We start from the raw sequence: 22934 nt of genomic DNA, 5'->3' as shown, positions 1-22934 counted from the left end.
CGGCCAGACAGTATTCAAGGGTAATGGTTCACGCGCGCGAAGTACTGCCTGGTGTGGTTACCGTGCGGTTACTACCCGGCTCAGGTGGTGCCCGTCACCGCGATTACCATCTGTTGGTGGTCTACGGCGCCGGTCGTAGACCACGCGACACCGACCCGACATGACATCCGACCTGCCGCTGGGAGCGACATGACACTGGTCGACGGTGCTCGCTCTCGGACGTCGGACCACGGTGTCAGCGGGATCGAGCGCGCCAAACGCCGTATCGGCGCCTACGCCGCACTGGCGAAGCCCAGGGTCATCGAACTCCTCCTCGTGACGACCATCCCAGCGATGTTCCTGGCGGGCAGGGAGTTCCCGGACCCGTGGCTGGTGCTGGCCACGTTGGTCGGCGGCACCATGGCAGCCGGGAGCGCGAACGCGTTGAACTGCGTCGCGGACTCCGACATCGACAAGGTGATGAACCGCACCAAACGACGTCCGCTCGTGCGGGACTCGGTGTCGCCGCGTGGCGCGCTGGTGTTCGGCATCGCGCTCGGCGTCGCCGCGTTCAGTGTGCTGTACCTCACGGTGAACCTGATCTCGGCGGTACTGGCCGTCGCGACGATCCTGTTCTACATCTTCGTCTACACCTTGGTGCTCAAGCGCCGCACCGCGCAGAACGTCGTCTGGGGTGGCGCGGCGGGCTGTATGCCGGTCGTCATCGGCTGGTCGGCGGTCACCGGGACGGTGGAATGGCCCGCCCTTGTGATGTTCGGCGTGATCTTCTTCTGGACACCGCCGCACACCTGGGCGCTGGCGATGCGCTACCGGGAGGACTACGAGCGCGCCGGGGTGCCGATGCTGCCGGTGATCGCCACCCCGGAGCACGTCGCGAAGCAGATCGTCATCTACTCCTGGGTGATGGTGGGCTGGACTCTGCTGCTGGCGCCCGCGACGAGCTGGTTGTACGCGAGCTTCGCGCTGTTGGCGGGCGGCTGGTTCCTGTTCTACGCGCACCGGCTCTACTCCGGGGTGCGCGCGGGCGAGAAGACGAAGCCGATGCAGTTGTTCCACCGCTCGAACACGTATCTGATGATCGTGTTCGTCGCGCTCGCCGTTGACTCCGCCATTGGACTGCCGGTCATCGGCCTGCCCTTCTGAGGCTGAGCACGGTGCCGTTCGGCGTCCGGATTGTCGCCTGACGACGGAATAAATCGGTACGCTGAACAGTCGGTCGGATTGGTATCTACCGCACAGCAACCAGGGATCAGCAGGAAGTGGGGCACCGCTTTGTCCGGACCCGGTGACGCCAGCGCACACGAGCCCGTGACCAACACGACGACCGAGACCGACGCCGACTTGGCGGTCGAGCAACGGCACGTCACTACCGCCTATGCCAAGCTGGACGCCGAACGGGAGGAGACGTCGACACGACTGGCCCGCATTCTGCGCAATGGCAGCGGTAGCAGTCCGCAGGAGCGTACCGACCGCGACGTCGCGACCACCACACTGCGGGAACGGCTGGACCAGCTGGAAGCCGTCGAAGCGGGGCTGTGTTTCGGCAGGCTCGACAACGCCGACGGCAGCAGCATGCACATCGGCCGTATCGGGCTGTTCGACGCCGACAACGACTACGAGCCGCTGCTGATCGACTGGCGCGCCCCCGCCGCGCGGCCGTTCTACCTGGCGACGGCCGCGTCTCCGCTCGGGGTGCGCAGGCGGCGGCACCTGCGCACCAGGCTGCGTCAGGTCGTCGATATCGACGACGAGGTGCTGGATCTCGACGCCGAGGACACCGGCGCCGATCTGGGGCTGGCGGGGGAGGCGGCCTTGCTGGCCGCGCTGAACCGGCAGCGTGACGACTCGATGCACGACATTGTCGCCACCATCCAGGCCGAGCAGGACGAGATCATCCGGGCCGATCTCTCGGGCGTACTCGTCGTCCAAGGTGGACCCGGCACCGGCAAGACCGCCGTCGCGCTGCATCGCGCCGCGTATCTGCTCTACGAGCACCGCGAGACGTTGTCCAGCAGGGGAGTGCTCGTGCTCGGTCCGAACGAGACATTCCTGCGCTACATCGGCCAGGTGCTGCCGTCCCTTGGTGAGACCGGTGTGCTGCTGTCCACCGTGGGCGGCATGTTCCCCGGCGCGCGGGTGCGCGAGACCGACGACAGGGCCGTAGCCGAGATCAAGGGTAGGGCGGCGATGGCCGACGTCCTCGCCGCCGCCGTCGCGGATCGGCAGCGGGTGCCTGACACCCCGGTGGCGGTCGTCGCCGACGAGGAGCGGCTGGTGCTGCGCCCAGACGACTGCGCGGTGGCTCGCGACAAGGCACGCGCGACCCGGAGGCCGCACAACCTCGCCCGGCGGGTGTTCGTCGATGCCATGCTGGACACTCTCGCGGAGCAGGCGGCGGGCACGCTGACCAGCACCGTGCTCGACGACGTCCCCGATGTCACCTACGCCGAGGACGAGGACCCGGACGCTGTGCTGCTCGACGCACGTGACGTTGCCGACATCCGGGCCGAACTCGCACGCGATGACGCCGTCCGCCACGCGCTTGATGCGCTCTGGCCGGAGCTGACGCCGCAACAGGTACTTGGCGACCTACTGACTGACCGTTCCCGGCTCGACAGCGCCGCCGACGGGGTGCTCAGCGCGGCAGACAGGGCGGCCCTGCTGCGGACGAAGCCCCGGCGGTGGACCAGCGGTGATATCGCGCTGCTCGACGAGCTGGCGGAACTGCTCGGTGAGGACGACACCGAGGAGGCGGAGCGCCGCGCTCGGCAGGAGCGCGAGCAGCGGGCCTACGCCGAGGGCGTGCTGCACGTACTCGACCAGGACGACGAGATCGCGGATGAGGAACGGCTGCGCGTCGCGGACGTGCTCGATGCCGAGTTGCTTGCCGAGCGTGAGCAACATCGCAGCCAACTGAGTGCGGTGGAACGCGCCCGGGGCGACCGCAACTGGACCTTCGGACACGTCATCGTGGACGAGGCGCAGGAACTGACCGCGATGGACTGGCGGATGGTGATGCGTCGCTGTCCCAGCCGCTCCATGACGCTTGTGGGTGACATCGCGCAGACCGGCGCCGCTGGTGGAGCGGCATCGTGGCAGCAGATGCTCGCGCCACACGTCGACGGCCGGTGGCGGCTCGCCGAGCTGACCGTGAACTATCGCACGCCCGCGGAGATCATGACGCTGGCGAGTGACGTGCTCGCCGAGATCGGGCCGGACTTGACGCCGCCGAAGTCGGTGCGCGCTACCGGCGTCGAACCATGGCGGCACGATCTCGACGGCGCGGCGCCCCTGGACGGTACTGGCGCCTCGAACGCCGACGAGATCGCCGAGGCGGTCGCGCCGCTGGCCAAGGCCGAGCGCGCTGAGGCCGACGGGGGCACGGTCGCCGTCGTCTGCCCGCAGCGGCTGCAGGGGTCGCTACGGACCTCGGTCGCGGGCGAGCGGGTGTCGGTGCTCACCGTTGACCGCGCCAAGGGGCTGGAGTTCGACTCCGTGATCGTCGTCGCGCCGGGAGAGATCGCCGCCGCGTCCTCGCGTGGGCTCGCTGACCTGTACGTGGCGCTGACCCGCGCCACCCAGCGGCTCGGCGTCGTCACCGCGGGGGAGTCGCTGCCGCGCTGCCTGGGCGGTGTCAAAGCCGCCGTGAGCGATGGTTAATCTCTGCTGCATGCGGATTCGAGCCAACAACGTCGTATCGGGTGTGTGCGTGGCCGCCGTCGCCGCCGCGCTCACCGCGTGCTCCCCCTCCCTGGAGGAGCCCTCCGACATGCCCCCTGGTCAGGAAGTGCCGATGTCGCTGTCGGCGCCGGCGAGCCTCACGCGGGCGCCGGAGCACGACGCCGCGGACGACGCGTGCCCGATCGAGGACTTCACCGTGGAGGGCGGTTCCGACCGCAAGCCGAGCATCGTCGTGCCCGACCACTGCGAGACACCGACGAAGCTCCAGCAGACCACGCTCAAGCCTGGCTCTGGACCCGAGGTCAGCAAGGGTGACACGGTGTCGGTGAACTACGTCCTCGTCGGCGTCACCAGCGGCAAGGAAGTCACCAGCTGGACATCGCCAACCGAGACCACGCCCGAGCAGATCACCGTCGGCGCCGGTGAGGTCATCCCCGGCTGGGACAAGGCGCTGGTCGGCATGAAGGCCGAGGGCCGCGCGCTCGTCGTCATCCCGCCCAAGCAGGGCGCGGCGGCGACCACCGGCACTCAGGAGCTCGACTACGCCCAGGACGAGACCCTGGCGCTGGTCATCGAGGTACAGGCCATCAGCTGAGGCTCGGCTACCGTGGCCGCATCCTCGGCGCGGTCACGCATACCAAGCAGGCCGGCAGCGAGTGTGCGTGCGATCCCGGCTTTCCCACACGTTCACTCGCTGCCGGTCGAGTTGGTAGCTACGAGCACCGCAGGAGCAGCTTGCCCGTCGTCTTCCTGGCTTCCAGGTCAGTGTGTGCCTGACGCGCCTCGGCCAGCGAGTACTTCCCGCCGATGTGGACGGTCAGGTCACCTGAGCTGAGCGCGTCGAACAACTCCCCGGCACGCCACTCCAGCTCGTCGCGGGTAGCGATGAAGTTCGCCAGGTTCGGCCGGGTCAGAAACACCGAGCCCGCCGAGTTCAGCCGTTGCGGATCCACCGGCGGCACCGGCCCGCTCGACGCACCGAACAGCGCGAGCGTGCCACGTACCCGCAGGGAGTCAAGACTGCCGTCGAACGTCGTCTTGCCAACCCCGTCGTAGACGGCGGCGACACCCTCACCGGCCGTGATCTCGCGCACCTGCGGGGCGAAGTCGTCGTAGCCGAGCACGGTCTCCGCGCCAGCGCCTTTCGCGAGTTCGGCCTTCTCCCGCGTCGAAGCGGTGGCGATCACCCTGCCGCCGCGCGAGCGCACCAACTGCGTCAGCAACAGCCCGACACCACCGGCCGCCGCGTGGACAAGAATGACGTCGCCTTGGCGGACCGGATACACCGACGTGACCAGGTAGTGTGCGGTTAGCCCCTGCAGCAGCACGGCGGCGGCCAGCTCGATGTCCGCCTCGTCCGGAACCGGCACCGCCGACGACGCGGGAATCACCGCCTGCTCCGCGTAGCTGCCAGGTGTCATCGCCCAGGCCACCCGGTCACCAACCCGGACCCCGGACACGCCACGACCGACCGCCGCGACCGTGCCCGCCCCCTCGACCCCGGCGATGAACGGCAGGTTCCTCGGGTATAGCCCGCTGCGCTGGTACGTGTCGATGAAGTTCACACCGGCCGCGACGACGTCGACGAGCAGCTCACCCTCACCCGGTTCCGCCACGCTGACGTCGGTGTACTCCAGCACGTCCGGGCCGCCGGTCTTGCCGACCACGATCGCCTTGGGCATGGCTCGTTCCTCCGTTCGTCGGTGTGAGTGAGTCCACTACTGTGTCAGTAGATACCAATCCAACCGAAAGCTCGCCGGGTGGGTCGGCGCACGATCGGCTTCCTTGGTATGACAAGTGCCACGGCGCTGGACGCACCCGCTGGTGCGTCGTCCGATCTACACTGCCGCTGTGAGCGAGGAGAAGACCACCCCCACAGCGACAGCGACCCGACAGCAGGTGGCGAGCGCCCGCGCGTTCGCCAAGGCGCACGGTACCCCGGTGCGCGCCGTCGTGGAGCCGATCGGCCGGTCAGGTGCGCGCGTGGTGCTCGTCGGCGACGACGGTGCGATCGGCGATGTCCTCGTGCCGTCGGTCGAGACCGGTACCGCGCTCATCGATGCCGTCGATGACCTGGAGAAGTCCGAATGGGACTCCGACACGGTCGGCGCCACCACCATCGGACCGGCGCACCGGCGCCGAATGGGCCCCTCGCTACTACGTGGCTGAGCCGAAACGGGTGCTGCTCGCCGGGTGTGCTGACTTGCCACGCGGCGACGGTGACGAGGACGTCCTGCTGCCCGCGCTCGCCGAGGCGGGCTGCAAGGCCGAGTGGATCGTGTGGGACGACCCCAGCGCGCCGATCTCCGACGCTGACCTTGTGATCCTGCGCGCCACGTGGGACTACGCCGGACGCCGCGACGAGTTCCTCCAATGGTGTGAGGCCGTGCCGATGCTGCGGAATCCTGCGTCGGTGGCTCGGTGGAACACCGACAAGGCGTACCTGGCCGAACTGTCCGCCGCGAGGCTGGCGACCGTGCCAACCGAGGTCGTCCCGCCAGGTCGCCTGCCGGAGTGGCCTGCTGGGGAGTTCGTGGTCAAGCCGTCGGTGGGCGCTGGCTCGCGCGGCGCGCGACGATTCGCCGCTGACGACGTCGACGGCGCGTGCGAGCACCTGGCCGAGCTGCACGCTGACGGCCATACTGCCCTGGTTCAGCCATACCAGGCCGACGTCGACGCGCACGGCGAGACGGCGTGCGTGTTCATCGCCGGCCGCTACTCGCATGCGTTCGTCAAAGGCCCGATGCTGTCCGGGGCCGGTATGGACGACTCGGGGCTCTTCGTCGCGGAGAAAGTCCACGCCGAGCAGCCCGCGGAGGACGTGCTCGCCTTCGCCGAGCAGGCGATGGACACCGCGACGTCAGTGCTGTCGCTGCGGCGTGACGACCTGCTGTACGCGCGGATCGACGTCGTCCGAGGCGTGGACGGCGCGCCGATGCTGCTGGAACTCGAGCTGACGGAGCCGTCGCTGGGGCTGTCCCTGGCCGGTGACGCCGCCGCGATCCGGATGGCTGAGGCGGTGCGGGAGCTGCTGGACGGCTGAAGCGCATGGCGTGCCCGCTGGGCTTGGTGCGGTGAAGGAGCGAGGCTGATCAACTTCGCGTTGGCGCGGCAGCGGCCTCGGGCGACGACGCCGCGAGCGTCGACGGCGGCGGTGCGCCGCGGTCGCGGGCGGAGCACCACAGCGCGGCTGTGGTGATGACGACCAACGCCGAGCCGAGCACGTGCAGCGACACCAGTGACTCCGGGACACCCAACTCGTACTGCACCGAGCCGAGCGCGCCCTGCGCCAGCGCCGCCGCCCACAGCAGGGCGTAGCGGCGCGTGAAGCGGCGAGAGCCAGCCGCGTGCAGCGACGTCAATCCGAGCAGCACCAGCACGCTGAGGAACACCACCAACGCGCCACCGTGGATCTTGGTCAGCAACGCGATCGAGACGTCGAGCCGAGGCGTCTCCGGATCACCGCCGTGCGGTCCCGCACCGGTGACGAATGTGCCCGCCGTCAGCACGACGGCGAGCGCAGCGACGAGCGCGACTAGCAGGCGACGTCCGATGTCAGGAACCAGCCAGCGGGGTGCGGACTCGCCCTCACGGAAAGCGTGCAGCAGCATCACCGCGATCCAGACCAACACGGCCGAAGCCAGGAAATGCAGCGCGACCGTCCACCACAGCAGTTCCATTCGCACGGTGATGCCGCCGAGCACCCCCTGGAAACCGGTACCGCCGAGCACGGCGAGCGCGTACTTCACCAGCCGGGGACGTCCGCGTGATTCCAGGTGCAGCCGCCACGCCGCCAACACGCACGCGATCGCGACGACCCCGACGACGCCGGTGAGCAGTCGGTTACCGAACTCGATCCACTGGTTGAGCGTCTCGTACTCGGTGTGCTCGACGGGGAACATCGAGCCGTCGTGGCACTGCGGCCAGGTCGAGCATCCGAGCCCGGAGCCGGTCACGCGAACCACGGAGCCAGTGACGCCGATGCCGGCCTGCGTGGCCACCGCGGCGAGGCCGAGCGCCTGCTGCGTGGCGGCGGATGGCCGCGGCAGGCGAGCGATCAGCGAGTTGGTCCACGAACGGACGCGGGCGAAACGCACTTCACGATCGTAGGTCGAGCGCGCTGACGCCGTGCGGTGTGGGGTGGCGAACCGTGGTCGAGACCACGCTGATCCTGCGGTCGCCAGGCCGAAGGTGAGTCGTTGTGGTCGCGACGACGACCACAACGACTCACCTTCGCGAGGAGAGCGGGCGCTCCCGCCCTACGACAGCTTCGTCGTGCGTGTCGCCAGCGCGCCCGCGGCCACGCCCCACGCGGCGAGCACGCCCAGCTCGGTCCAGGCCGCAGCGCCATCAACCAGTGCCGCGCGCAGCCCCTCGGCCAGTGCGCCGGACGGCAACAGCCGCACCACCACCGCCAGGGTGTCCGGCAACGCGGCGGGCGCGAGCAGGATGCCGCCCGCGAGAAGCAGCACAAACCACACGATGTTGGCCAGCGCCAGCACGATCTCCGCACGCAGCGCGCCACCGAGCAGCACACCGAGCGCGCCGAAACACACCGTGCCGACGACCAGCAGCAGCACCGCCATCAGCACCCCGGACAACTCCGGCTGCCAGCCCAGCAGTGCCGCGACCCCGCCGAGCACGATCACCTGTGCGGCCATGACCACGAGCGCCGCGACGATCCGGCCGGTCACGAGCGTCCAGCGGGGGAGCGCCGTGGCGGAGAGCCGCTTGAGTACGCCGTAGCGGCGATCGAAACCCAGCGCGATCGCTTGCCCGGTGAACGCCGAGGACATCACGGCGAGCGCGAGGATGCGTGGCGTGATCCAGTCCACCTTGGCGACCCGCGACCCGTCGGCCGCGAGCAGGTCACCCATCGGCAGGACGTCGAGCAGCGTGAGGCCAACCAGCAGCGCCAACGGAATCAGGAGCGTGAGCAGGATCTGTTCGCCGTGGCGCAGCGTGAGTAGTGTCTCGACTCGCGCGTGGCTGAACAGCATCCGCGCGACGCTGCCGCGCCCCGGTGCGGGGGCGAAGGTGCCTGGGGCGAAGCGCGGGGATGTCATGTGCGCAGCTCCCGTCCGGTCAGCTCGAGGAAGACATCCTCCAGGTCGCGCTTGCCCACCTGGAGGTGCTCGGCGAGCACGCCTTGCTGCGCGCACCACGCCGTCACCGCCGAGATCACCTGCGGGTCGACGCTGCCGTCGACGCGGTAACTGCCTGGCGACGTCTCGCGCACCGCGTAGCCTTCCGGCAGCGCCGCCGCCAGCAGTCTCGTGTCGAGTCCAGCCCGTGCGCGGAAGCGGACTTGGGTGTTCTCCGGGTCGCCGTTGGTGAGTGCCGTTGGCGAGCCGGAGGCGACGATCTCGCCGTGGTCGATGATCACGACGTGATCGGCAAGGGTCTCGGCCTCTTCCATCAGGTGGGTGGTGAGCAGGACGCTCACGCCGTCCGCGCGCAGTGCGGCCAGTAGTTCCCACACCAGCCGCCGCGCCTGCGGGTCCATGCCCGACGTCGGTTCGTCGAGGAACACCAACTCCGGCCGGTTCACGATGGCGCAGGCGAGCGAGAGCCGCTGTTGCTGGCCACCGGATAGTCGCTTGAATGGCGTGCGTCCACAGGTACTGAGGCCGAGGACGTCGAGCAGCCAGTCGACGTCGAGCGGGTTCGCGCCGCAACTGGCGACCAGCCGCAGCATCTCGGCACAGCCGATGCCGGGGTAGGCGCCGCCGCCCTGCGGCATCACACCGATCATCGGGCGCAGCGCCGCACCGGAGGCGATGGGGTCGAGGCCGAGCACGCGCACGGTGCCCGCGTCGGGCCGCAGGAACCCCTCGCACAGCTCGATCGTGGTCGTCTTGCCCGCGCCGTTCGGGCCGAGCAGCGCCAGCAGTTGCCCGCGCGGCATGCGCAGGTCGATGCCGTTGACGGCGGTGGTGGCGCCGAACCGCTTGGTCAGTCCCACAAGATCGAGCGCGGGCTCACGGCTGTCGCCATCGGCGCGCTGGGGGGACTCACTCACAACTGTCAAGGGTAGAACTTCCTGCCGTGATAGCTGAGGCCGGTTCCCGCTGCGGGCCGGGCGGGATCGGCGCGCGGACGAACAACGGCACGGTACGGCGCACCACGAGCAGGGCGACGGCCGTGACGACGATGGCGGCGAGGTACGCCTGGGGCAGCACGAAACTCCTGCCGTCGAACGGGCTGCCGGTGGGTGTGACGACCACGGCGAGGATGGCGCTGCCGATGGTGGCCGCGACTCGGAAGCGTGATGTGCCCGCCGCGGCCGCCAGGGGGATCACCGCCCACAACATCCACCACGGGTGCAGCGCAACGTGCAGTCCCATGACCACGGCCATCGCCACGCCGAGACCGATCATCGGCCGGAGTTGCCAGTGGAAGCTGCGCCACAGCAGATGCACCGTGATCACCGCGGCGATGGCGAGCCCGAGCAGGCTCAAGATGTCCATGATGGCGTGGGTGTGCACGCCGAGGTCGAACGCGATGCCGATGCCGCCGGTGAGGTAACCGAGCAACGTCGCGGGCGAGATCAGCGTGCGGGCCATACCGGGTGTGCCGAGCGCGCCGATCCAGCCGAACCCGAGTCCGGTGCCGACGGCGACCCCGATCATCACCGTGACGAAGATGACGGTCAGCCCCGCTGCCGCGCGGGCAAGGTCGCGGAGCCCGCCATACCAGCGGCGGGCGATCATCACCCCGAAGAAACCCAGCGCTAGCGCCGCGTTGATCTTGACAGCGGCGGCGAGCGTCATCACTACCGCGCCGAGCGCGATGTAGCGCAGCTCGCCTGGTGCCAGCGGCGGTGTGGAGTCGCCCTTCACCCGTATCGGCAGCCTGCGCAGCCCAAGCTCCAACCCGGCCATCATCAGGCCGATCCCGAGTGCCTCGTTGTGCACTCCCGCGACGAGATGAAAGATCAGCAGTGGGTTGAGGCCGCCGAGCCACAGCGCCGTCGTCGGCTCCACACCGAACCGCTTCGCCAGCCGGGGCAGTGACCAGATGATCAACGCCACCCCGATCAGCGCGATGGCGCGTTGCAACATCACGCCGAGCACGATGTGGTTGCCGCTGATCCCGGACATCCAGCTGCCGAGCTCGAGGAACAGCGGCCCGTATGGCGCGGGTGTATCGCGCCATACGTTGGACACGCCCATGGTCAGCGGGTCACCCACGCCGAGCGCCTGGGCGGGACCGAGCGAGTAGGGGTCGAGGCCGCGATGCACGATCTCGCTTTGCGCGAGGTAGCTGTAGACGTCGCGGGAGAACAGCGGCGGGATGATGACCAGGGGCGTCAGCCACATCACGACGGTGCGGATGGTTTGTGCCGTGGTGGCCATCCGCGCCCGGCCAGGTCTGGCGTAGCGGCCGAAGAGCAGCCACGCGATAACCATCAGCAACATCCCCGCGATGGCGATCGCCAGCGATACCGTGGTCACCCGGGTGAACAGGCTCAGTACCGGAATGTCGTGTGCCGGGTTGATCACCGGCACCGCGCCCGCGCCGAGCGAACCGATGGCGAGAAAGAGCGCGCCGAAGGTGCCGAGCCTGCGGACAGTGGTCAGCGCACGCAGCTCGGTGGTGTTCAACGGGGCGGGACCGTCGTCGTCGAGCCAGGGCAGGCTGAGCTCGGTGCTCCCAGCCTGTCGTTCTCGCTCACTGACCGCCACAGCACGACAGACTATCGAGAACGGCGTTCGCCGTCGGCACCGGAATGCTACGGCGGGCCTAATAGCAGAGTGAGCCCACTCACCTCGCAGGGGGTGGTCTTTGCGGGCGGCCCGTAAATAAGACACACTTGTGTTGTGAAAAAGACCGGGAGCACCGACACGGTGGCGACAGGAGGCGGCGCACGCGGCCGCGACCTGCCGCTTGTTGGTGCGCCCGCACATACTGGACATGAGGGCCGGACGCGGCACGAGGTCGCCCGGCTGCTGCTGGAGCAGGGCCCGATCACCGCGGCGTCGGTCGCCGACCAGCTCGGTATCAGCCCGACGGCGGTGCGCAGGCATCTCGACGCGCTGCTCGCCGACGGCGAGGCGGAGACGCGGGACGCGCCGAGTAGGGTCCGCAGGGGAAGGGGGCGGCCAGCGAAGTCGTTCCTACTGACCGACGCGGGTAGGGCGCGCTTTGGCCATGCCTATGACGACCTCGCCGTCGCCGCTATCCGGTTCCTGGCAGAGCACGGCGGTAAGGACGCCATCCGCGCGTTCGCCGAGCATCGGGTCGCCTCCCTCGTCGGCCCGCACCGCGAGGCGATCATGCGGGTCTCGGACCCGCAGGCGCGGGCTGAGGCCCTCGCCGCCGCGTTGACGAGGGAAGGCTACGCTGCGTCGACTCAGCGAGTCGCCCCGGGAACGGGGCAGCAGCGCGAGTCGGTCGGCGGTGCGAGCGCACAATTGTGCCAGCATCACTGTCCGGTCGCGCACGTCGCCGCCGAGTTCCCGCAGCTGTGCGAGGCCGAGACGGCGGCGTTCGCCGAGCTGCTCGGCACCCATGTGCAGCGGCTGGCGACCATCGCACGGGGCGACGCCGCGTGCACCACACACGTACCCACGGATGTGCAGAATCCTCCGAGGGACGCAAGAGCAGGATCCGCGAAGAAAGGGATGCCCGCATGACTGCCGCTGCAGAGCAGCGCACCCCCACCACGGTGCAGACCAAGCCTGGGGAACAGCTCTCCCAGGAAGAGACCATTGCCTCGCTCGGTAAGTACGAGTACGGCTGGGCCGATAGCGACGACGCGGGCGCGAGTGCGACACGCGGGATCAACGAGGAGATCGTTCGAGACATCTCCTCGAAGAAGGACGAGCCCGAGTGGATGCTCGAGCAGCGCCTGAAGGGCCTGAAGCTGTTCGAGCGCAAGCCGATGCCGACCTGGGGCGCCGACCTGTCGGGCATCGACTTCGACAACATCAAGTACTTCGTGCGGTCCACCGAGAAGCAGGCCCAGAGCTGGGACGACCTGCCGGAGGACATCAGGACCACCTACGACAGGCTCGGCATCCCCGAGGCGGAGAAGCAGCGCCTGATCGCCGGTGTCGCCGCGCAGTACGAGTCCGAGGTCGTCTACCACAAGATCCGTGAGGACCTCGAGGAGCAGGGCGTGCTGTTCCTCGACACCGACACCGCGCTGCGTGACCACCCTGAGCTCTTCCGCGAGCACTTCGGCTCGGTCATCCCCGCCGGTGACAACAAGTTCTCCGCGCTGAACACCTCGGTGTGGTCGGGTGGCTCGTTCATCTACGTGCCGAAGGGCGTGCACGTCGACATCCCGCTGCAGGCCTACTTCCGGATCAACACCGAGAACATGGGCCAGTTCGAGCGGACGCTGATCATCGTCGACGAGGACGCTTACGTGCACTACGTCGAGGGCTGCACCGCGCCGATCTACCAGTCGGACTCGCTGCACTCGGCCGTCGTCGAGATCATCGTGAAGAAGGGCGCCCGCTGCCGCTATACGACGATCCAGAACTGGTCGAACAACGTCTACAACCTGGTCACGAAGCGGGCGCGTGCCGAAGAGGGCGCGACCATGGAGTGGATCGACGGCAACATCGGCTCCAAGGTCACCATGAAGTACCCGTCGGTGTTTCTGACCGGTGAGCACGCCAGGGGCGAGGTCCTGTCGGTCGCGTTCGCCGGTGAGGGTCAGCACCAGGACGCCGGTGCCAAGATGGAGCACCTCGCGCCGCACACCTCGTCGTCGATCGTGTCGAAGTCGGTGGCGCGCAGCGGTGGCCGCACCTCGTATCGGGGTCTGGTCAAGGTCGCGAAGCGGGCGCATCACTCGAAGTCCAATGTGGTGTGTGACGCGCTGCTGGTCGACACCGTGTCCCGGTCGGACACATACCCGTACGTCGACATCCGTAACGACGACGTGTCGATGGGCCACGAGGCCACGGTGTCGAAGGTCAGCGAGGACCAGCTGTTCTACCTGATGAGCCGCGGCCTGTCGGAGGAAGAGGCCATGGCGATGATCGTGCGTGGCTTCGTCGAGCCGATCGCGCGTGAGCTGCCGATGGAGTACGCGCTCGAACTCAACCGACTGATCGAACTGCAGATGGAAGGAGCCGTCGGGTGACGGTGGCTGACAACAACGTCGCTACTGCCGCGGAGGCCGTCATTCCGGCGGCCTCCCGTGGCGAGCGGTTCACCGGTTACGACGTCGAGGCGTTCGAGGTGCCGGGTGGCCGCGAGGAAAACTGGCGCTTCACGCCGCTGAAGCGGCTGCGCGGCCTGCACAACGGCACCGCCGTCGCCGACGGCAGCGTGACCGTCGACGTCGACGCGGTGTCCGACGTCAAGGTCGAGGTCGTCGGGCGAGGCGATGAGCGTCTTGGCGTCGCCGGTGCGCCCAGTGACCGGGTCGCCGCGCAGGCGTACTCCTCGTTCACCGAGGCCACCGTCGTCACCGTGCCCGCCGACACCAAGCTGGAGAAGCCGACCCTGGTGCGCGTCACCGGTCCCGGCGAGGGCAAGACCGCCTATGGTCACCTGCAACTACGGGTGGAAGCGTTCAGCAACGCGTCGATCGTGCTGGACCACGTCGGTTCCGGTACCTACGCCGACAACGTGGAGTTCGTCGTCGGCGAGGGCGCGAAGCTGACCGTGGTGTCGGTGCAGGACTGGGCCGACGACGCGGTACACGTCTCCGAGCAGCACCTCTCGCTCGGCAAGGACGCCACGCTCAAGCACACCGTGGTCACCCTGGGCGGTGACCTGGTGCGCGTCTCGCCGACCGCGCGGTTCGCCGAGGCGGGTGGGGACGTCGAGATGCTGGGACTGTACTTCGCCGACGCGGGCCAGCACCAGGAGCACCGGCTGTTCGTCGACCACGCCGTGCCGCACTGCCGGTCCAACGTGATGTACAAGGGCGCGCTGCAGGGCAATGGCGCGCACTCGGTGTGGATCGGTGACGTGCTGATCCGTGCCGCCGCCGAGGCGACAGAGACCTACGAGCTGAACCGCAACCTGGTGCTCACCGAGGGCGCGCGCGCCGACTCGGTGCCGAACCTCGAGATCGAGACCGGCGAGATCGAGGGTGCTGGCCACGCCAGCGCCACCGGCCGGTTCGACGACGAGCAGCTGTTCTACCTGCAGTCGCGCGGCATCGCCGAGGACCAGGCGCGCAGGCTCGTCGTGCGCGGGTTCTTCCACGAGATCCTGATGAAGATCGACGTGCCCGAGGTCCGCGAGCGGCTCGAGGCGGCGATCGAGGCCGAACTCGAAGCCGTCGAGACCGAAGAGACCGCTACCAGCACTGCCTGAGCCACCACCACGAATACAAGGAACTGAACAGAACCATGTCGACTCTGGAAATCAAGGACCTGCGCGCCAGCGTCACCACCGACGAGGGCGCCAAGGAAATCCTCAAGGGCGTCAACCTCACCGTGAAGTCGGGCGAGATCCACGCGATCATGGGCCCGAACGGCTCGGGCAAGTCCACCCTGTCGTACGCCATCGCCGGGCACCCCAAGTATGAGGTCACCGGCGGCGAGGTGCTGCTCGACGGGGAGAATGTGCTGGAGATGAGCGTGGACGAGCGCGCCCGCGCCGGACTGTTCCTCGCCATGCAGTACCCGGTCGAGGTGCCGGGCGTGTCGATGTCGAACTTCCTGCGCACGGCCGCGACCGCGGTGCGTGGTGACGCGCCGAAGCTGCGCCACTGGGTGAAGGAAGTCAAGGACGAGATGGCGAAGCTGGAGATCTCCGGCGAGTTCGCCGACCGCAGCGTCAACGAGGGCTTCTCCGGCGGTGAGAAGAAGCGTCACGAGATTCTGCAGCTGGCGCTGCTGAAGCCGAAGTTCGCCGTGCTCGACGAGACCGACTCCGGCCTCGACGTCGACGCGCTGCGGGTCGTCTCGCAGGCGGTGAACGAGGTGACGCAGTCCACCGAGATCGGCGTCATGCTGATCACCCACTACACCCGCATCCTCAAGCACATCCACCCGGATGTGGTGCACGTGTTCGCGGACGGCAAGATCGTTGAGTCCGGCGGCAAGGGTCTCGCCGACGAGCTCGAGGAGAACGGCTACGTCAAGTACATCGGGAAGCCGGAACCGGCGCGTATCTGACGACCCGTCGTGAGTGCGGATCCGGGTTAGAAACCCCGCTTACCACTCACGACCCGCACCCGAGAGGAGGCAGCGCATGACCACGAGCATGACGCCGGGTGAGACGGACAGCGTGGGGCGAGGCTCGACCGCGACCACCCCGGCCAATGTGCCGCTCGACGTGGCCGCGCTGCGCGCCGACTTCGCGATCCTGACCCGCACCGTGCGCGACGAGAAACCGCTGGTGTACCTGGATTCCGGGGCGACGTCGCAGCGGCCCCGCCAGGTGCTTGACGCGGAACGCAAGTTTCTGGAGACGGCGAATGCCGCCGTCCACCGCGGCGCGCACCAGCTCGCCGAGGAAGCCACCGACGCCTACGAGGACGCGCGCGCCAAGATCGCGGCGTTCGTCGGCGTTGATGTCGGCGAGGTCGTGTTCACCAAGAACGCCACCGAAGGTGTGAACCTGGTGGCGTATGCGATGAGCAACGCCGCCACGGCGGGCCCTGAGATGGAGCGCTTCACGCTCGGTGAGGGCGACGAGATCGTCATCACCGAGATGGAACACCACGCGAACCTGGTGCCGTGGCAGCAGTTGTGCCAGCGCACCGGGGCGACGTTGCGGTGGTTCGGCGTCGGTCAGGGAGACACAGCCGGCAGGCTTGATCTCTCCAACATCGATGAGCTGATCACCGAGCGCACCAAGGTGGTGGCGTTCACTCACCAGTCGAACGTGCTGGGCACCATCAACCCGGTGCGCCAGATCGTCGCGAAGGCACGCGAGGTCGGCGCGCTGACGGTGCTGGACGCCTGCCAGTCGGTGCCACACGGTCCGGTGAACTTCCACGAACTCGACGTGGACTTCGCCGTGTTCTCCGGGCACAAGATGCTCGGACCGTCCGGCATCGGCATCCTTTACGGCAGGCGTGAGCTGCTTGAGGCCATGCCGCCGTTCCTGACCGGCGGGTCGATGATCGAGCTGGTGAAGATGGAGGCGTCCACCTTCGCGCCGCCCCCGCAGCGGTTCGAGGCTGGCGTGCCGATGACCTCGCAGGCAGTGGGGCTCGGTGCCGCCATCGACTACCTGAACAGCATCGGCATGGACAACATCGCCAAGCACGAGCACGAGCTGACCAGGGCCGCGGTCGCCGGGCTCAGCGCCATCGAGGGTGTTCGCATCATCGGGCCAGGCATCGAGGCGGACGGCGACGTCCACGACCGTGGCGGCGCGGTGTCGTTCGTGGTCGACGGGGTGCACCCGCACGACGTCGGCCAGGTCCTGGACAGCCTCGGCATCGCGGTGCGTGTCGGTCACCACTGCGCGTGGCCGCTGCACCGGGCGCTGGGAATTCCCGCGACCGTGCGCGCGTCGTTCTATCTGTACAACCAGCCAAGCGACGTGGACGCGCTCGTCGCTGGCGTGCGTGAGGCGCGGCGGTTCTTCGGTGTCGCCGAGGACGGACAGGCAGGCGGTCAGGCATAACCCATGCAGTTGGAAAGCATGTACCAGGACATCATCCTGGACCACTACAAGAACCCGCACGGCCGTGGTCTGCGCGAGCCGTTCGACGGCGAGTCGTTCCAGGTCAACCCGACCTGCGGTGATGAGATCACGCTGCGGGTGCACGTCGACGGCGACACGATCACCGACGTCTCCTATGACGGCCAGGGCTGCTCGATCAGCCAGGCGTCGGCGTCGGTGCTCAACGATCTCGTCGTGGGCAACACCGTCAAGCAGGCGATGACCACGATGAACGCGTTCGTCGAGCTGATGCAGGGACGCGGCACGGTCGAGCCGGACGAGGACGTGCTGGACGACGGCATCGCGTTCGCCGGTGTCGCGAAGTACCCTGCCCGGGTGAAGTGCGCGTTACTCGGGTGGATGGCGTTGAAGGCCGCACTGGCCAGTGCCGGAGCGGCGGAAGCCGCACAGGGAGTTGAAGTGCAGTGACAGAGAACCAGACTGAGACGCCGCAACAGACCGATCCGCGTGCCGGGCGTACCGCCGCCGACCTGCCGGAGCAGGCCGAAACCACTGCCGGCGGGGGTGTGGCGACCGTCGAGGACGTCGAGGAAGCCATGCGCGACGTCGTCGACCCCGAGCTCGGCATCAACGTTGTCGACCTGGGGCTCGTCTACGACATCCGGGTCGACGAGGACAACAACGCCACTATCGACATGACACTGACCTCGGCGGCGTGTCCGCTGACCGATGTCATCGAGGACCAGACCCGGTCGGTGCTGGTCGGCAACGCCGGTGTCGTGGACGACTACACGATCAACTGGGTCTGGATGCCGCCCTGGGGACCGGAGAAGATCACCGAGGACGGCCGCGAGCAGCTGCGCGCCCTCGGCTTCACGGTCTGACCCACCCAGGCCACCTGAGTACACCGCACATCTGGAGACCGTTAAGCACGAAACCGCGACGACGCTCGTGATGCGTGTCACCTTCGTCAGCGTTTGATGACAACGACGTTGCGGAGGTTTCAGATGACGGCGACGCTCGAACGAGCGCGGGACGGGGCGGAGGCTTCAGCGGGCCAACGTCCCGGCGCGGATGAAAGCTACCTGTCCCCGGGTCGGATGTGGTTCGGCCGGGTGCTTGGCCCCGCGCTCGGGCTCGCGGTGTATTTCCTGCTCCCGGAGGACGACGCGCTGTCGAGCGCCGCCCGCGCCACCGCCGCTATCACGATCGTGATGGCGGTGTGGTGGATGACCGAGGCGCTGCCGCTCGCCGTGACGTCGCTGGTGCCGTTGGTCGCGTTCCCGCTGGCGGGCGTACTGGAACTCGACGCGGCGACCGCGCCGTACGCGTCCGACACGGTGTTTCTGTTCCTCGGCGGGTTCGTGATCGCACTGGCGATGCAGAAGTGGAACTTGCACAAACGGATCGCGCTGGTCGTGATGCGGGCGGTCGGCACGAAGCCGAAACAGCTCATCCTCGGCGTGATGATCGCGACGGCCTTTCTGTCCATGTGGGTCAGTAACACCGCGACCACCATGATGATGCTGCCGATCGGCATCAGCGTGCTCGCGCTGGTCGCCACCCGAAAGGCGACCCAGGACGCGGACGCCGACGGCGGCTCAGGTCCCGTCTCCGAGATGTTCGGGGACAAGGACACGAAGAACTTCGCCACCTGCATGATGCTGGCGATCGCGTTCGCCGCCACCATCGGCGGGCTCGCGACGCTGATCGGCAGTCCCCCCAACCTCATCCTCGCCGGGTTCGTCGAAACGTCGTACGACGGCGTGACAATCGGGTTCGCCGACTGGATGAAGATCGGCGTGCCGCTGTCCGCGACGTTCCTTGTCATCGCGTGGCTGCTGCTGACCCGTGTCATCTACCCGACGAAGCTGACCGACGTCGTCGGCGGCAAGGACGTCATCCAGTCCGAACTGGACAAACTCGGCCGGATGTCGCGCGGAGAATGGACGGTCCTCGCTGTCTTCGTCTCCACCGCGCTGCTGTGGGTGTTTCGCGAGCCGCTGGCCGAGTGGGACGCGCTGACGTCGGCGCTGCCGTTCGTGGCGAACCTCGACGACGCCATCGTCGCGATCACCGCCGCCATCGCGCTGTTCCTGTTGCCGGTCTCGTCCAGCAAGGGCAGGGCCGTCATGGCGATGGACTGGCGCACCGCGCAGTCCGGCATCCCGTGGGGCGTGCTGCTGCTGTTCGGCGGCGGCCTGAGCCTTGCCGCGGCCGTGCAGGAGACCAAGCTCAGCGAGTACATCGGCAGCAAGGTCGGCGGCTTCGACGTCCTGCCAACCGTCGTGATGGTCGCGGCCGTGTGCCTGGTGATCCTCCTGCTGACCGAGCTGACCAGCAACACCGCGACGGCGGCGACGTTCCTGCCCGTTCTGGGTGGCGTCGCGGTCGGCATGGGCATCGACCCGCTGCTGGTTCTCGTGCCCGCCGCGTTCGCGGCGACGTGCAGCTTCATGCTGCCCGTCGGCACCCCGCCGAACGCGATCGTGTTCGGCTCCGGCTACGTGACCATGGGCCAGATGGTGCGCGGCGGTGTCTGGCTGAACGTCGTCGGCGTCGTGCTGATCACCGGAGCCGCGATGGCGCTCGGCGGCTGGGCATTGGGCATCACGCTCTGACCGCGCTGACCACGAGCGCCCCGGCGTGACCTGGAACACTGCTGACATGCGAGTGCGGATGAGTCTGGCGCGACAGTTGTTCGTGCTTCAGCTCGCGGTCATCGTGTTCCTGGTCGGCACCGGGGCGCTGCTGGCCTTCCTCGACGCGCGCCGGGCCAGCGAGGTCGGAGCCGGGCGGCGGGTCATGACACTCGCCGCCGGGCTCGCCCGCGTGCCCGCTGTGCGGGAGGCGATGACCGAGCCGGACCCGTCCGCGGTGCTGCAACCCCTCGCCGAGTCGGTGCGCACCGCGACGGACACCGACTTCGTGGTGTTCATGGCGCCTGACCGGACCCGGTACTCGCATCCCGTGCCGGAACGCATCGGCCAGCGGTTCATCGGCACCGTTGCCCCGTCGCTCGCGGGCGGCACCGTCACCGAGACGTATGAAGGCACCCTCGGCCCTTCGGTGCGCGCCGTCGTGCCGATCACCGAAGACGGCGAGGTCATCGGCCTGCTGTCGATCGGCATCCTGCAACGCGAGATCGGCAAAGAGTTGCTGCAACGGGTGCCGGTCCTGCTGGCCGTTTCCAGCGGCGCCCTCGGGCTCGCCGCGCTCGGGTCGCTGTTCATCAGCAGACGCCTGAGCCGCCAGACGCTCGGCCTCGGGCCCGCCGAGATCACCCGCATCTACGAACAACACGACGCGGTGTTGCACGCGGTGGCCGAGGGCCTGCTGATCGTGGACCTGGACGGCAAGCTCGCGCTGGCCAACGACGAAGCCCGCCGCCTGCTGGACCTGCCTACCGACGCTGAAGGCAAGACTGTCGCTGAGCTGGCGCTCGACGAGCCGCTCGGCTCGATGCTGACCGAGCAAGCGCAGGTGTCCGACGAGCTGATCGTATACCGCGATCGGGTGCTTGTGGTGAACGAGGAACGCGCGGAGAAGGATGGCAGACGACTGGGCACGGTGACGACGTTGCGCGATCACACCGAACTGGAGGAACTGAGCGGCGAGTTGGACTCGGCGCGCGGGTTCGCGGAAGCGCTTCGCGCGCAGGCGCACGAGTCCGCGAACCGGCTGCACACGGTGGTGACGTTGATCGAGCTCGGACAGCCGGAACGGGCGGTCGAGCTCGCCACGGTCGAGCTGGCGTCCGCGCAGCAGCTTGCCGACCAGGTCGTCGGCGCCGTCGCGGAGCCTACGCTGGCGGCGGTGTTGCTCGGCAAGTCCGCGCAGGCGCACGAGAAGGGCGTGGAGCTGGCCATCACCGACGACACCGACGTGGGTGACGTCGCGATCGACTCGCGCGACCTGGTCACGCTCGTCGGCAACCTCATCGACAACGCGATCGATGCCGCCTTGGCCGCGCCACCACCCCGTCGAGTGACCGTGACCGCGCGGTCGGTCGACGGCGGCCTCTGGCTCACCGTCACTGACACCGGCACCGGAGTGGACGCCGCGCGGGTCGAGGAGATGTTCACCCGGGGCTTCTCCACCAAGCCCGAAGGCGCACCGCACGGCCGGGGTCTTGGGCTGGCGCTGGTCAAGCAGATCATCACCCGCTACGGCGGCAGCGTCGACGTGACCAGCGATAACGGGACGACGTTCGACGTCGAACTGCCGCCACGGGACGGAGGTGCACGGTGATTCGCACGCTGGTGGTCGAGGACGACCCGGACATCGCCGCGGGACACGCCGAGTTCGTGGCGCGCGTGTCCGGTTTCGAGTGCGTCGGCATCGTGTATCGCGGCGTCGAGACGTGGGACTTCCTCGCCACCCACGACGTCGACCTGGTGCTGCTCGACATCTACCTGCCCGACATGAGCGGGCTGGAGGTGTGCCGGGGACTGCGGGCGCGCGGCCACCTGGTCGACATCATCGCGATCACGTCGGCGCGTGACCTGCGGGTGGTGCGGTCCGTCGTCGCGTACGGCGTGGTGCAGTACCTGCTGAAGCCGTTCTCGTTCGCGGCGTTCAAGGACAAGCTGCGGCGCTACGCCGACTACCGCGCCCAACTCACCGGGGAGGGTGACGGTACGGCGCAGCACGACGTCGACCGTGCGCTCGGCGCGTTGCGGGGGAGTGCGGGCGGGCCGGTGCCGAAGGGACTGAGCGACGACACGCTGACCACGGTGGTCGACGCGCTGCGCGACTCCGGGCACGGGCTGACGGCCGCCGAACTGGCGGAACTCCTGGGCATGGCGCGGGTGACCGGCAGGCGCTACCTGGAGCATCTGACCGATCGCGGCCTCGTAGAGCGCGCGCCACGCTACGGCACGACCGGCAGGCCCGAGCACGTCTACCGCTGGCGGGACGCGGACGGCCGATGACTCGACGAATCCGGAATCGCTGATTCGGCGGTTTTGGACCCGTTGACCGTGACGGTGAGTATGCTGGCCGCACGGGAATCGGTCCGAATGGGGCCGGAGCCATCATTGGTGAGGAGGGACGCTCGTGGGTGTCGTTGGATGGATCATTCTCGGGGTGATCGTCCTGCTCGTGGTGATCCTCGTGTTCGTCGCGATCTCGGCCTACAACGGACTGGTCAAACGCCGCAACGCCTACAAGAACGCCTTCGCGCAGATCGACGTCCAGCTGACTAGGCGGCACGACCTGATCCCTAACTTGGTCGAGACCGCCAAAGGCTATATGAAGCACGAGCGGGAGACCCTCGACGCGGTCATCTCGGCGCGGTCCGGGGCGGTCAACGCGCAGGAGACGGCGCGGCAGAATCCTGGCGACCCGGAAGCGATGAACCAGCTGGGTCAGCAGGAGAACGCGCTCACCCAGACGTTGGGCAGGCTGTTCGCGCTGCAGGAGAGCTACCCGGACCTCAAGGCTAACCAGAACATGATGCAGCTCTCTGAGGAGCTGACGTCCACCGAGAACCGAGTCGCGTTCGCACGGCAGGCGTACAACGACTCCGTTATGGCCTACAACAACAAGCGCGAGGTTTTCCCGTCGAACATCTTCGCTGGCATGTTCGGGTTCTCCGAAGCGGCGCTGCTCGAGGTGGATCGGCCGGAGATGCGGCAGGCGCCGGAGGTGTCCTTCTGATCCGCTCCGCTAAGACCGTTGCCCGACAGCCGGAC

General features: G+C 68.3%; 21 protein-coding genes. 16 read left to right on the top strand and 5 right to left on the bottom strand.

The genetic code is table 11. The features are described from left to right. Window positions 1-189: 189 nt before the first annotated feature. The 3 genes from ACFQGD_RS19095 to ACFQGD_RS19085 all read left to right on the top strand — a co-directional run bounded on the left by ACFQGD_RS19095 (window position 190) and on the right by ACFQGD_RS19085 (window position 4276). Window positions 190-1143 carry a heme o synthase gene (locus ACFQGD_RS19095; RefSeq protein ID WP_345402769.1) on the top strand — a complete coding sequence of 318 codons (954 nt, stop codon included), beginning with the start codon at window positions 190-192 and terminating at the stop codon, window positions 1141-1143. A 165-nt stretch (window positions 1144-1308) separates the two neighbouring features. After that, a complete protein-coding gene (locus ACFQGD_RS19090; RefSeq protein ID WP_345402772.1) occupies window positions 1309-3660 on the top strand; it encodes an ATP-binding domain-containing protein in 2352 nt (783 codons plus the stop codon). 10 nt (window positions 3661-3670) lie between these two features. Next, window positions 3671-4276, top strand: coding sequence for an FKBP-type peptidyl-prolyl cis-trans isomerase (locus ACFQGD_RS19085; protein WP_345402775.1), 606 nt, complete (start codon window positions 3671-3673; stop codon window positions 4274-4276). A 118-nt stretch (window positions 4277-4394) separates the two neighbouring features. On the opposite strand, the gene ACFQGD_RS19080 is transcribed toward ACFQGD_RS19085, so the two are convergent. Further along, on the bottom strand, window positions 4395-5363 hold the full coding sequence (locus tag ACFQGD_RS19080) for a quinone oxidoreductase family protein (protein ID WP_345402778.1): 969 nt from the start codon (window positions 5361-5363) through the stop codon (window positions 4395-4397). 169 nt (window positions 5364-5532) lie between these two features. Between ACFQGD_RS19080 and ACFQGD_RS19075 the strand changes: the two genes are divergently transcribed. Together ACFQGD_RS19075 and ACFQGD_RS19070 are read left to right on the top strand one after the other, a co-directional pair. After that, the gene (locus ACFQGD_RS19075; protein ID WP_345402781.1) at window positions 5533-5850 is read left to right on the top strand and encodes a hypothetical protein; all 318 of its coding nucleotides are present in this window, start codon (window positions 5533-5535) and stop codon (window positions 5848-5850) included. Further along, window positions 5843-6724, top strand: coding sequence for an ATP-grasp domain-containing protein (locus ACFQGD_RS19070; RefSeq protein ID WP_345402784.1), 882 nt, complete (start codon window positions 5843-5845; stop codon window positions 6722-6724). Before ACFQGD_RS19075 ends, ACFQGD_RS19070 begins: the two co-directional genes overlap by 8 nt. A 49-nt stretch (window positions 6725-6773) precedes the next feature. Here ACFQGD_RS19070 and ACFQGD_RS19065 read toward each other — a convergent pair whose 3' ends face one another. The 4 genes from ACFQGD_RS19065 to mptB all read right to left on the bottom strand — a co-directional run bounded on the left by ACFQGD_RS19065 (window position 6774) and on the right by mptB (window position 11369). After that, entirely contained in the window at window positions 6774-7778 is a 1005-nt protein-coding gene (locus ACFQGD_RS19065; RefSeq protein WP_345402787.1) for a COX15/CtaA family protein, read from the bottom strand. A gap of 162 nt (window positions 7779-7940) precedes the next feature. Beyond that, window positions 7941-8747: an ABC transporter permease gene (locus ACFQGD_RS19060; protein WP_345402790.1), complete on the bottom strand. Its 807-nt coding sequence runs from the start codon at window positions 8745-8747 to the stop codon at window positions 7941-7943. Beyond that, window positions 8744-9703: an ABC transporter ATP-binding protein gene (locus ACFQGD_RS19055; RefSeq protein WP_345402793.1), complete on the bottom strand. Its 960-nt coding sequence runs from the start codon at window positions 9701-9703 to the stop codon at window positions 8744-8746. Before ACFQGD_RS19055 ends, ACFQGD_RS19060 begins: the two co-directional genes overlap by 4 nt. After that, on the bottom strand, window positions 9696-11369 hold the full coding sequence (gene mptB / locus ACFQGD_RS19050) for a polyprenol phosphomannose-dependent alpha 1,6 mannosyltransferase MptB (protein ID WP_390183389.1): 1674 nt from the start codon (window positions 11367-11369) through the stop codon (window positions 9696-9698). The genes ACFQGD_RS19055 and mptB overlap by 8 nt, the downstream gene beginning before the upstream one ends. A gap of 135 nt (window positions 11370-11504) precedes the next feature. Here mptB and ACFQGD_RS19045 point away from each other — a divergent pair, with 135 nt between their 5' ends. The 11 genes from ACFQGD_RS19045 to ACFQGD_RS18995 all read left to right on the top strand — a co-directional run bounded on the left by ACFQGD_RS19045 (window position 11505) and on the right by ACFQGD_RS18995 (window position 22899). Continuing rightward, window positions 11505-12320, top strand: coding sequence for a helix-turn-helix transcriptional regulator (locus ACFQGD_RS19045; RefSeq protein WP_390183388.1), 816 nt, complete (start codon window positions 11505-11507; stop codon window positions 12318-12320). Continuing rightward, a complete protein-coding gene (gene sufB / locus ACFQGD_RS19040; RefSeq protein ID WP_345402796.1) occupies window positions 12317-13783 on the top strand; it encodes a Fe-S cluster assembly protein SufB in 1467 nt (488 codons plus the stop codon). Before ACFQGD_RS19045 ends, sufB begins: the two co-directional genes overlap by 4 nt. After that, window positions 13780-14970, top strand: coding sequence for a Fe-S cluster assembly protein SufD (gene sufD, locus ACFQGD_RS19035; protein WP_345402799.1), 1191 nt, complete (start codon window positions 13780-13782; stop codon window positions 14968-14970). The genes sufB and sufD overlap by 4 nt, the downstream gene beginning before the upstream one ends. Before the next feature lie 35 nt (window positions 14971-15005). After that, window positions 15006-15776, top strand: coding sequence for a Fe-S cluster assembly ATPase SufC (gene sufC / locus ACFQGD_RS19030; RefSeq protein WP_345402802.1), 771 nt, complete (start codon window positions 15006-15008; stop codon window positions 15774-15776). Window positions 15777-15852: 76 nt separating this feature from the next. Then, window positions 15853-17238, top strand: a complete 1386-nt coding sequence (locus ACFQGD_RS19025; RefSeq protein WP_390183387.1) for a cysteine desulfurase — start codon at window positions 15853-15855, stop codon at window positions 17236-17238. Between the two features lie 3 nt (window positions 17239-17241). Continuing rightward, the gene (gene sufU, locus ACFQGD_RS19020) at window positions 17242-17706 is read left to right on the top strand and encodes a Fe-S cluster assembly sulfur transfer protein SufU (protein WP_345402803.1); all 465 of its coding nucleotides are present in this window, start codon (window positions 17242-17244) and stop codon (window positions 17704-17706) included. Continuing rightward, a complete protein-coding gene (locus ACFQGD_RS19015; protein ID WP_345402805.1) occupies window positions 17703-18122 on the top strand; it encodes a metal-sulfur cluster assembly factor in 420 nt (139 codons plus the stop codon). The genes sufU and ACFQGD_RS19015 overlap by 4 nt, the downstream gene beginning before the upstream one ends. A gap of 123 nt (window positions 18123-18245) precedes the next feature. Next, a complete protein-coding gene (locus ACFQGD_RS19010; protein ID WP_345402807.1) occupies window positions 18246-19859 on the top strand; it encodes an SLC13 family permease in 1614 nt (537 codons plus the stop codon). Window positions 19860-19905: 46 nt separating this feature from the next. Beyond that, complete coding sequence (locus tag ACFQGD_RS19005) at window positions 19906-21489, top strand: sensor histidine kinase (RefSeq protein WP_345402809.1); 1584 nt, start codon at window positions 19906-19908, stop codon at window positions 21487-21489. Continuing rightward, window positions 21486-22172 (top strand): response regulator, encoded by a 687-nt coding sequence (locus ACFQGD_RS19000; RefSeq protein ID WP_345402811.1) that lies wholly within the window; start codon window positions 21486-21488, stop codon window positions 22170-22172. Before ACFQGD_RS19005 ends, ACFQGD_RS19000 begins: the two co-directional genes overlap by 4 nt. Window positions 22173-22296: 124 nt before the next feature. Beyond that, window positions 22297-22899, top strand: a complete 603-nt coding sequence (locus ACFQGD_RS18995) for a LemA family protein (protein ID WP_345402813.1) — start codon at window positions 22297-22299, stop codon at window positions 22897-22899. Window positions 22900-22934: the final 35 nt, after the last annotated feature.

It is taken from the genome of Haloechinothrix salitolerans, assembly GCF_042662605.1.
Classification (GTDB): domain Bacteria; phylum Actinomycetota; class Actinomycetes; order Mycobacteriales; family Pseudonocardiaceae; genus Haloechinothrix_A; species Haloechinothrix_A salitolerans.
Note: the sequence above shows the minus strand (reverse complement) of the source record. Positions and strands in the feature narration are given on the sequence as shown.